The organism is Mesobacillus sp. (assembly GCF_049588175.1).
Taxonomy (GTDB): domain Bacteria; phylum Bacillota; class Bacilli; order Bacillales; family Cytobacillaceae; genus Mesobacillus.
Genome location: NZ_JBAVFI010000112.1, coordinates 1 through 10,483, shown reverse-complemented (window position 1 = coordinate 10,483; position 10,483 = coordinate 1). Strand labels below are relative to the sequence as shown.

Genomic DNA, 10,483 nt, shown 5'->3' with positions numbered 1-10,483 from the left:
CTTCATCATCTTCCCGTCGTTAGCGACGGCAGTGGCTGCCTGAATCATCTGGATAGGCGTTATGGTAGAACCTTGCCCATAAGATGTAGTCATTTTTTCAATTGGCCATTTATATACAATTTTCCCTACTGCCTCGTTGGGAAGGTCAATGCCGGTTGGTTTATCAAAGCCAAAATCAGTTAAATACTGACGGAAAACATCAGTACCAATTTTTTCGTTTACCAATTTGGCAACCGCAACGTTTGAAGATCGCTGAATTCCTTCAAGATAGGAAATCGTTCCCCAGCCTTCCCCATTGTTGTGGTCATGAATTCTTCCCGACTTTTCTGTTACCCTGTAAGATCCTGATTTATAAAGCTCACCTGGGTTCCATTTCTTCTCTTCAACGGCAGCTGCAAGCGTAAAGATTTTCATTGTAGAACCTGGTTCGATAGGTGTTTCTACAACCTCATTGTGCCAGTTTTTATCCAGACCTTCCCTAGTGGTCGGATGAAAGGTCGGGCGCTGTGCCATTGCCAAAATATCGCCTGTCTTTGGATCAGCAACGATAGCGATGATTTTTTTAGGCTTATACTCTTCCTCAACACGGCTGACTGCATCCTCAACGAATGTCTGGATTTTTTTATCGATCGTTAAATAGACATTATCTCCATCATGGGCGGGAGTGATCTTTTCATCGCTGTCAGGCAGCAAGAATCCCCATAAATCACTTTCAAATGAAAGAGATCCATTCTTCCCTGTAAGCTCATCATTTAATGTTTTTTCTACTCCAAGCCTTCCTGTGGAGATGGATTTTCCATCTTCCTTTTCTTCTTTTTCAACATACCCAACTAAGTGTGAAGAAAATATACCATTTGGATAAAACCTCTTTGAATCTCTTAAAAATGTAATCCCAGGAAGTTGCAATTCTTCTATTTCTCTTTTAGTCTGATGAGAAATGTCTCGTCCCGCCTTGCCGAATTCAACCTGGAATACCCCTTTTTTTGTTAGCTTTTTATAAATATCAGACTCGCTCATGTCAAGATACTTCGCAAGCTTGCTCGCTGTTTTTTCCGGATCGATTACGTGTTTCGGTTTCTTCTTATTCGTTGTTACGGAATCATCGAGAATCGCGACAAGCGTATAAGCTGTTGTATCCTCAGCCACTACTTCGCCTTTACGGTCGAAAATAGTCCCCCTAACCGCTTCAATGACTTTTTCATTAGAGTATTTCTGCTGAGCTTTGGCAGCAAGTGCTTGTCCATGCACTTCACCTGTAACCTGGATTGATACAAATCTGAAAATCAAGATAAAAAAGAGCAGGCTGAATATTACGAATAATACCGCTGCTCCTGCATTCATATTGGGTTGTTTCTTCATCATCAGTTTTCAACACCCTTAACATTGTCTTCATTCAATGTTAAACCAAGCTTCTCAGTTACTTTCTTAATCCGTTCATAGGTACTTAACTCGCTAACCTGGACTTCAAGGTCACTGTTAACTTTTTGCTGCTCCTCGATATTGCCTTCGACCACCTGGATATCTTTGTTGACTTCGTAAATAGCTGCCTGTTTTGATACCATGAATGTTGCGCCGAAGCATACCATTACTCCGAAAACAAACATCAAGACCTTTTCGCCGGGCGTCAGTATCGAATTTCTTTTTGCTGGGGCTTTTACCGGTGATTGAACAGTGCGCTGCTGCTGTTCCTGCTGCAATTTTCTTGCCAGATTGCTCATCATTTTCCCTCCTGAGAATTTTTTTATTTATTGGCAGTTTCCGCCTGGCAATTCCCAGCCCTCTCACTTGAGAGGCTTCAACAGGGAATTTCAGAATTCATAATGCAAAATCAACATCATTTACGAAAAAGCCTATTTTTTTAATTTTTCTGCGATACGAAGTTTTGCTGATCTTGCTCGATTATTGAATTCAAGTTCTTCCTCTGACGGCAGGATTGGTTTCCTTGTAATCAGTTTTAATTTCGGCTGGAATTCCTCTGGAATGATCGGCAGTCCATGAGGAAGCTGTGGTGTTTCACTCGCTTTTTTAAAGGTAACCTTACAGATTCTGTCCTCCAGGGAATGGAAGGTGATGACACTGATCCTGCCGCCAACAGCAATCAAGTCTATAGCCTGCTCAAGCGATTTCTCGAATACACCTAGTTCATCATTTACGGCAATTCTAACAGCCTGGAAAACCCTTTTCGCAGGATGGCCGCCTTTTCTTCTGGCAGGTGCGGGAATGGCATCCTTGATCAATTCCACAAGTTCACCTGTAGATTCAATCGGTTTTATTTCCCGTGCTGCTTCAATCTTCCTGGTTATCTGCTTTGAAAATTTCTCTTCCCCATATTGGAAGAAGATTTTGACCAATTTTTCATACGGCCATTCATTGATCACATCATAAGCTGACAATGGTGCGTCCTGGTCCATCCGCATATCAAGCGGCGCATCATGGTGGTAGCTGAAGCCTCGCTCAGGAGTATCGAGCTGTGGCGATGAAACGCCTAAATCATATAGGACTCCATCCACTTCAGTCACACCAAGCTTTTCAAGCTCTTCTTGTAAGTAAAGAAAATTGCTTTTAATGATTGTCAGTCTGTCACCGTAGCTTGCCAGTTTTTCTTTTGCATTTGCGATTGCAATATCATCTTGGTCAAATGCATAGAGCTTTCCTTTTTCCGAAAGCTTGGACAAAATTAATTCGCTGTGGCCGGCACCACCGAGAGTACAATCCACGTATGTACCATCTGGCTTAATATTAAGCCCGTCTACTGTTTCTTCCAGTAAAACTGTTGTATGTTTGAACATCATGATCCACCTTTCCAATCGAGGAGCAGGTAATATTATATCAGAATAATGTTACCCTTAAATATCAAATCCAATCATATTTTCCGCAATTTCAGCAAAAGATTCCTCAGATTCTGTGAAATATTCTTCCCAAATTGCTTTGCTCCAAATTTCAATTCGATTGGAAACCCCTAAAATCACACACTCTTTATCAAGCTTTGCATACTGCATTAGAGGGGATGGGATATTTACTCTCCCCTGTTTGTCAATTTCACTCTCGGTAGCACCTGAAAAGAAGAAACGGGTAAATGCCCGCGCATCTTTTTTGGTCAGCGGAAGACCTTTAAGCTTATCTTCAATAACTGACCACTCAGAAACGGGATAGCCAAACAAACACTGGTCGAGTCCACGCGTAAGAATGAACATTTCTCCCAAGTTATCACGGACCTTGGCAGGGATGATCAAACGGCCTTTACTATCAATATTATGATGATATTCGCCCATGAACATGCCACTACCCCCACTTTCTAAATACAATGTACCACATTCCCCCACTTTTCACCACCTTATTTTAAATATTCTCCCCGCTGTTTGAATTTCCTCCTAAAAAGTATCTTTTTCCATAATTTCTTATCACTTGTTAATCATCTACTTGTGCAGTGTTGTGGTGCAATCTGATGATATTCTTGCCTGAAAAAAAGCTCCACCCAAATTGGGTGGAGCTTTAGCTTACATTTTGATTATTTTATGAGAGCCGTCGAATTCATAGTGGAGCCCAAGCAAATCGGAGACGAAATTCAATCCGTATTTATTTAAATAGTAAAAAGGATTCCAGACTCTTTCCTGTGGAGAACCACCTGGCCGTAGTGCATTTTCCACCCTTGTGAATTTCCTCAAAATGTGGTCATGCTTTCGGCAGACCGCTTCAACGATTTTCCCCTCCATAAAGCTAATTTGCTTCATCAGGATTTGTTCGTTCTTTTCAAGCAGCGGCATCAGCACCGGATCGATTGTTTTCGATTTTTCCCTTACATGCGAATACTGCTCAGCAAGCGAGACTTTAACATTTTCAAAAAGCTCTTCAACTTCACGGTCTTTCAGTGAATCAATAAATTTCAATTCGTGCTTGTTTGTTCCAGAAATGAGCACTTCCTTTAGGTCAAGGTTCAGTTCCTCCAAATCTGTCTCGATGGAACGTTCTAGGATGGTGATATTCAGCCTTGGCACTAGCGGAGGCATCTTTAATCCGAAGTGGTCGAATACAAGCTTTAATTCAGCCCAATAAGCAATCTCGCCCGGCCCGCCAATGAAGGCAATAGTCGGAAAAAGCCATTCCTGCATCAGCGGTCTTGTAATGACGTTGTTGCTAAGCTTTTCAGGGAATTCATTTGCAATTTCCTGCAATTCTTCAAAAGAGAAGCTTACCTCTCCATTTTTTCCTGTGAATTCGTCAGTTTCTGGATCAAACTGGAGCAAGATCCTCTCATTTACCTCTTCATCGTAAAAGAAGAGATTGGCTGCATTTTTATTTATATCAATCATATTGGGATATCCCGCAGCTTCTGTCTGATGCTGCTGTTTAAGAACTGCATCGGTAATTTCCCGATGGTTGTTCATCTGTTTAATAAAATACTCTTTTTCAAGCTTCCGCAATTCCTTGTTCCCAGAATCAACGATCAGCAGGCCTGAGTCCTTGAAAAGCTCCATGATGATCGAAGCAAAAAAATCCACAAAGGATTCAGCTGTTTTCAATGAGTCCAGCGCAAAAGACAAAACCTCTTTTGTATGCTTTGTTTCACCATAGGTTTCGATTATTTCTTCAACCCATGAATAACATAAATCCTTATTGATACAGACTTCGGAAATCATTTTCTTTTCAAGATTCTTTTCTGGGTATATCCATTTTTCTTGTTTATTGTTATTCATAACATATACATGATTTACTTCCTGATAATCATGATCTTCTCCAGCAATCCAAAAGACCGGAACAACAGGAACGCCAAGTTCAGCCTCTTTTTGTTCTGCAAGCTTAAGTATAGAAATAACTTTGTGGATCGTATATAAAGGTCCTGTCAGGATGCCAGCCTGCTGTCCTCCGATAACCGCTACACTATTCTCCTGCCTCAGCTTCTCAATGTTAGCACCAATTTTATCAGAATTTGCATAACGTGACATGAATGATTGGATATGGTCAGCCAGTTCATTTCTCATGAATGTTCTATTTTTGAGTTCATCTAACCGATGAACATATTCATTATCATTTTTAAAATTATAATGAAAGAAGCTCTGAAGTTCAGTGCTTCCAGCAAGGTAATCTGTCGCAAACCGGTTCGCAGCCGGAAGAGAGAGATTCAACATCTCCATTTACGTGTACTTCCTTTCTCGTAAACATTTTTCACTGTTATGAGTATAGCATTGTTTGAAATGAAAAGAAAAAAACTTTGCCTTCCGAAAGTTCTAAAATCAGAATTTTTTTGTTAACCTGTTAAACAAGGCTGTTGATTTCCGTTCCAGGCGCTTCGCTTTCCGCGGGGCTGGCGCTGAGCCTCCTCGTCGCTTCGCTCCTGCGGGGTCTCACCTGTCCAGCTAAGCCCGCAGGAGTCTTCGCGCCTTCCACTACAATCAACAGGGTATGAAAATCAACATTCAGCTTAAACAGAGCCTAAAACAAAAAGCGCTGAACCATCATACTTAAATGAATCGGCCCAACACTCAGATATTCTCTGTCTGTTATTGTATACCCATAATTGTCTGTAAGGCAGATTGAGCTGGCTTGGGTTTAAGTTATCAGCTCATCACGTAAAATTGCATGCAAAGCGAATGAAACAGTCGAAAAAAAGTGCTAAACAAACAATAATGTCAGCCTTTGGAACAAGCCGAATAATACAAGAATGACATACGCGGAAAAAAACAGCAAAAAGTTAAATCGCCAGAACCCTTTGAATACTTTAGGCATCACGATTTCCTCTTTGTACTTCCAATGGATCAGGACAAAGATTGCCGCCAGTCCGAACAAGACAAGCAGAATCAGCCACAAAAAGGATTTTCCCCATATTGTAATGATCAAAAAATGGACGGACAGCACTAGCAATAAAGTGCTGAAATCAATTGCAAGATTGACTGACCGCCGATGTTTTCCTGTAATTTGCTTGCTGATGATGAACACAGCTAAGTAACCAACCATTGGGACTGTGATCAATGTGGCAACGACTGCGGAGAAAATCCCCGGCATTATGCCCCCTCCTTTTCGTGCTCCTTCCCCTTGATGCATTCAAAATAATTATGTATTAATGGAGCTTTTATATTTTTCCTTGCAGCTTCTTCCAACAGGTAGCCGAGGATGGCATCTATTTCTGTCTTTCTGCCATTCTCCAAGTCTTTATACATAGATGAATGATTTTCGGCTGTTTTTTCACAAACGTTCAATAAGTTCTCGAAATAGTCTTCTTTATTATGTAGTTCAAGCACTTGTGCACATTCTTCAAAAAGCTTTTCAAAGATTTCCTTGTAATAAGGATTTCTGATCAGCTCTCCATTCTTCACATTAAGGATTGCTGTCAATGGGTTGATTACTGAATTGACCACCAGCTTTTTGATCAGCATTCCCTCATAATCTTCTTCACGGATAATTGGGAACTCTGAGGCAAGTGAAGCAGATAATTCTCTAAGAAGAATTTCACTTCCCTGGAATACCGCAGCCCTGGTTACTCCCGCCCCATTGTGTATTACCGCATTGCCACTTGATCTCACAGCACCATGTTCCACGGACCCTACAAATATTGGGAAGGAAGTTAAATTCTTGAGCATTTTGATATGGCCATAACCATTTTGAAGGAAAAGGAGGCTCCCCACTGTCTTTGCAGTTAATATCGGCATTATGTCTGGCAGCTGGTATTGTTTCACAGCAATAATCGCCATATCTTCAGTCCCTTGCCAAGCATGGAGTGGAGCAGCATATACGTTATGGGTCGTTCTCTCATCACCAAGTTTTATCATTTGTAATCCTTGAGTATTAATTAAGTCTGCTTGTTGCTGTGTCCGGGTGAACAAATGGACTTCATGCTTCGCACTTAGGTAATACGAGAACAGCAAGCCCAACGATCCGCCCCCAATAATTGCTATCTTCATAAATACCCATCTGCTCCCTCTCGTGTCATAGCCTTTACCTGTAAAAGAATACAAATATGAAACTAAAACCTATTAAAGTGCATGTCATGTCGGTTATATAAAAAATGAACTTTAAATGACTTAGTCATATTTTATCAGAAATAATGCTTTATTTGGAAGAAGTGTTTGGGAAACTCTATGAATATTTATTAGTATGTATACCACGGCCAAATAATGAAACGGAGGCCCTTTAAGGACCTCCGCAAATTTTATACTGGATATACAGGATGTTTCCTGACACTGAATACCATATCTTTTGTTTCATATAGTTTGAATCTATCGATCAGCGCATTTCTCAAATCAGAAGCTGCGACTATATCATCAACGATTAGTTCGGAAGCCAGTTTGTAGATATCGATACTCTCTTTATATTCCTGATGCTTCTCCTGGACAAAAGCAATCTTTTCCTTTGGATCTGCAATTTCATTAATTTTATTTGAATAAACCGCGTTAACCGCAGCTTCAGGACCCATAACAGCAATCTGTGCTGTAGGCAAAGCTATGCAGCAATCTGGTTCAAATGCCGGGCCAGCCATTGCATATAGCCCTGCCCCGTAAGCCTTCCTTACGACAACAGATATTTTCGGAACAGTCGCAGAGCTCATCGCCGCAATCAGCTTCGCACCATGGCGGATAATGCCTGCACGTTCTACCTTCGTGCCGATCATGAATCCTGGGACATCAGCAAGGAACAGTAATGGAATATGGAATGCATCGCATAACTGGATAAATTTAGCGCCCTTATCTGCAGAATCCACAAACAGAACCCCACCCTTCACCTTAGGCTGGTTGGCGATGATTCCTATTGCCCTGCCGTCAATCCTGGCAAGCCCAGTGATTAATTCAGGAGCAAAAAGCTTCTTGATTTCAAAAAAGCTTCCTTCATCGATCAGTGCGTCAATTCCTTCATACATATCAAATGGAGCATTCTGGTTTACAGGAACAATTTCCTCAAGGCTCCTGCCTGCCTTTGGAGCGATTCCCTCAATTAATTCTGTCTTTGATTGGAAATTCGCAGGGAAGTAACTCAAATACTTCTTGGCTGATTCAATCGCTTCTTCCTCACTGTACACGAGCATGTCACCTACACCGCTGACCGAGCAATGCATGCGAGCGCCACCCATTTCTTCCAATGTAACTTTTTCGCCGATTACTTTTTCCGCCATCCTCGGAGATCCAAGATACATGGAGGCATTTTGATCAACCATGATCACGATGTCACAGAAGGCTGGAATATAGGCACCGCCTGCAGCTGAAGGCCCGAAAAGAAGACAAATTTGCGGAATCACACCGGAAAGCTTTACCTGATTATAGAAGATTTTGCCCGCTCCGCGTCTGTTCGGAAACATATCCAGCTGGTCAGTAATCCTTGCACCAGCGGAATCAACAAGATACAACAAAGGCACCTTAAGCTTTTCTGCTGTTTCCTGGATCCTGATAATCTTTTCTACCGTCCTAGCGCCCCATGATCCAGCCTTAACAGTAGAGTCATTTGCCATGACACAAACTGTCTGCCCACCAATCTTGCCGATCGCTGTGACTACTCCATCTGCCGGAAGATCTCCCGCCTGGAAGTTAGCAAACTTTCCATCTTCTTCGTAAATGCCGCCGTCAAATAAAAGATTGAGGCGTTCGCGTACAAAAAGCTTATTTTGATGGGCATTTTTTTCATGATATTTTGGATGCCCGCCAGCCTCAATTTGTTTGATTTTTTCCTCTAATGTTTCAGAGAGAATCTTAGCAGTAGTCATTTTCACCCTCCTCAAATTCTATTATTCTAATACAAGCAGGACATCGCCTTCATTTACAAAATCACCAATGTTCACTTTGATTTCTGCTACCGTTCCGGCTCCATGGCTTTCAACCGGGATCTCCATTTTCATCGATTCTAGCATCAATACTTCTTGTCCTTCAGACACTGTATCTCCTGCTGCCACTAATACATTAAGAACTGTTCCTGCCATATTTGCTGTAATCTCTTTCATGTTTTTTCCTCCTCTATTTAGATGCCAATTTTCTTTCAGATAAATAGGCTGTTGTGTAATTTCCTGACTGGAAACCCTCTTCCTGTAAAACTTCTGCAAATAAAGGTGCATTAGACTTTATACCTTCAAGTTTTAACGCCGCGAAGAATTCCTGCCCTAAACGGATCGCCTCGTCCCTTGTCTTGCCAGTAACTATGCACTTGGCAACCATCGGATCATAAAATGGTGTAACCACTGAGCCTGATTCATATCCTGAGTCAACACGAACTCCATTTGATTCCAACCAGGAAAATTCACTGATTTTTCCTGGCGACGGCAAAAATCTTACTGGGTCTTCAGCATACAGCCTGAATTCAATGGCCCATCCCTTTTTTTGAATTTCTCCCTGCATTAGAGGCAGCTTTTCACCTCGTGCCACAAGAATCTGCCACTTAACGAGGTCAAGACCAGTAATCGATTCAGTTACCGGATGCTCAACCTGAAGTCGTGTATTCATTTCAAGGAAATAGTAATTTTCATTTTCATCAACGATGAATTCTACAGTGCCGGCGTTAACATAATCAACTGCCTTTGCAGCCTTCACTGCCGTTTCATACATCTTCTGCCTTGCTTCCTCCTTCAAGAAAGGTGACGGGGCCTCTTCAATTACTTTTTGATGGCGCCGTTGAATCGAGCAGTCCCGTTCAAACAAGTGCACATAGTTTCCGTGCGAATCGCCAAAAACCTGGACCTCCACATGCCGGGCATTTTTAATGTATTTTTCAATGAAAACTTCATCTGTCCCAAAGTATGTTTTTGCTCTTCCTCTGGTAGAATCAAAATTCTTAGCGAGCGCTTGCTCATTTTCACAGAGCACCATGCCGATGCCACCACCGCCGCCACTTGCCTTAAGCATGACAGGATAGCCTATCTCAGCCGCGAGCTCAATCGCCTCGTCCAGCGTTGTAACACCAAGTTCGCTGCCCGGCACAACTGGAACGCCAGCTAAATCCATCGTTGTCCTCGCAACAATTTTATCGCCCATTTTTTCTATCGTATCTGGTGATGGTCCAATAAATATCAGGCCCGCATCCCTGACTTTTCGGGCAAACTCTGCATTCTCCGATAAAAAACCGTAGCCTGGATGGATACCGTCAACATTTTCAGCTTTAGCGATCCTTAAAATTTCATCTGCATTCAAGTATGATTTTTGAACAGGAGGTTCCCCAATTCTGAACGCGCTGTCTGCTTCCTTCACGAACGGCAGGTCCTTGTCAGCATCAGAATAGACAGCCACAGTTTTAATTCCTAGTTCACGGCAAGTGCGGATGATGCGAAGCGCAATTTCTCCCCGGTTTGCAATTAAAATTTTTTGCACGCTTTTTTCCCCTTTCCCGTTAAAAAGTACACTCACTATTAAAATTCTACAAAATTCTGTTTTTTTCCTGCAAAAAATGGAACCGCTTTCTAAAAATCAAATGCAGAATTTTTTATGTTTTTATAATATAATAAAAAATAGATTATTAAAAACAATTTTATTTTAGCTGCCTATAAAATACGTATATTTTGGGTAAAGATTTATAC

At 41.6% G+C, this 10,483-nt stretch carries 10 protein-coding genes; all 10 read right to left on the bottom strand.

The features are described 5' to 3' along the window. The coding region (locus WB217_RS02720) for a peptidoglycan D,D-transpeptidase FtsI family protein (protein ID WP_423990412.1) at positions 1-1,362 on the bottom strand (1,362 nt) is incomplete at its 3' end. After that, positions 1,362-1,718: a cell division protein FtsL gene (ftsL, locus tag WB217_RS02715; RefSeq protein ID WP_423990410.1), complete on the bottom strand. Its 357-nt coding sequence runs from the start codon at positions 1,716-1,718 to the stop codon at positions 1,362-1,364. The genes ftsL and WB217_RS02720, both read right to left, overlap by 1 nt. A 132-nt stretch (positions 1,719-1,850) precedes the next feature. Next, positions 1,851-2,789, bottom strand: coding sequence for a 16S rRNA (cytosine(1402)-N(4))-methyltransferase RsmH (rsmH, locus tag WB217_RS02710; protein WP_423990408.1), 939 nt, complete (start codon positions 2,787-2,789; stop codon positions 1,851-1,853). Between the two features lie 57 nt (positions 2,790-2,846). Next, positions 2,847-3,278 (bottom strand): division/cell wall cluster transcriptional repressor MraZ, encoded by a 432-nt coding sequence (mraZ, locus tag WB217_RS02705; protein WP_423990414.1) that lies wholly within the window; start codon positions 3,276-3,278, stop codon positions 2,847-2,849. A gap of 219 nt (positions 3,279-3,497) precedes the next feature. Continuing rightward, positions 3,498-5,132 (bottom strand): bacillithiol biosynthesis cysteine-adding enzyme BshC, encoded by a 1,635-nt coding sequence (gene bshC, locus WB217_RS02700; RefSeq protein ID WP_423990406.1) that lies wholly within the window; start codon positions 5,130-5,132, stop codon positions 3,498-3,500. Positions 5,133-5,610: 478 nt separating this feature from the next. Continuing rightward, positions 5,611-6,000 carry a DUF3397 domain-containing protein gene (locus WB217_RS02695; RefSeq protein WP_423990404.1) on the bottom strand — a complete coding sequence of 130 codons (390 nt, stop codon included), beginning with the start codon at positions 5,998-6,000 and terminating at the stop codon, positions 5,611-5,613. After that, positions 6,000-6,896: a 2-dehydropantoate 2-reductase gene (locus tag WB217_RS02690; protein ID WP_423990402.1), complete on the bottom strand. Its 897-nt coding sequence runs from the start codon at positions 6,894-6,896 to the stop codon at positions 6,000-6,002. Before WB217_RS02690 ends, WB217_RS02695 begins: the two co-directional genes overlap by 1 nt. A gap of 248 nt (positions 6,897-7,144) precedes the next feature. Continuing rightward, a complete protein-coding gene (locus WB217_RS02685) occupies positions 7,145-8,686 on the bottom strand; it encodes an acyl-CoA carboxylase subunit beta (RefSeq protein WP_423990400.1) in 1,542 nt (513 codons plus the stop codon). A gap of 21 nt (positions 8,687-8,707) precedes the next feature. Beyond that, the gene (locus WB217_RS02680) at positions 8,708-8,920 is read right to left on the bottom strand and encodes an acetyl-CoA carboxylase biotin carboxyl carrier protein subunit (protein ID WP_335427794.1); all 213 of its coding nucleotides are present in this window, start codon (positions 8,918-8,920) and stop codon (positions 8,708-8,710) included. 13 nt (positions 8,921-8,933) lie between these two features. Then, on the bottom strand, positions 8,934-10,277 hold the full coding sequence (locus tag WB217_RS02675) for an acetyl-CoA carboxylase biotin carboxylase subunit (RefSeq protein ID WP_423990398.1): 1,344 nt from the start codon (positions 10,275-10,277) through the stop codon (positions 8,934-8,936). Positions 10,278-10,483: the final 206 nt, after the last annotated feature.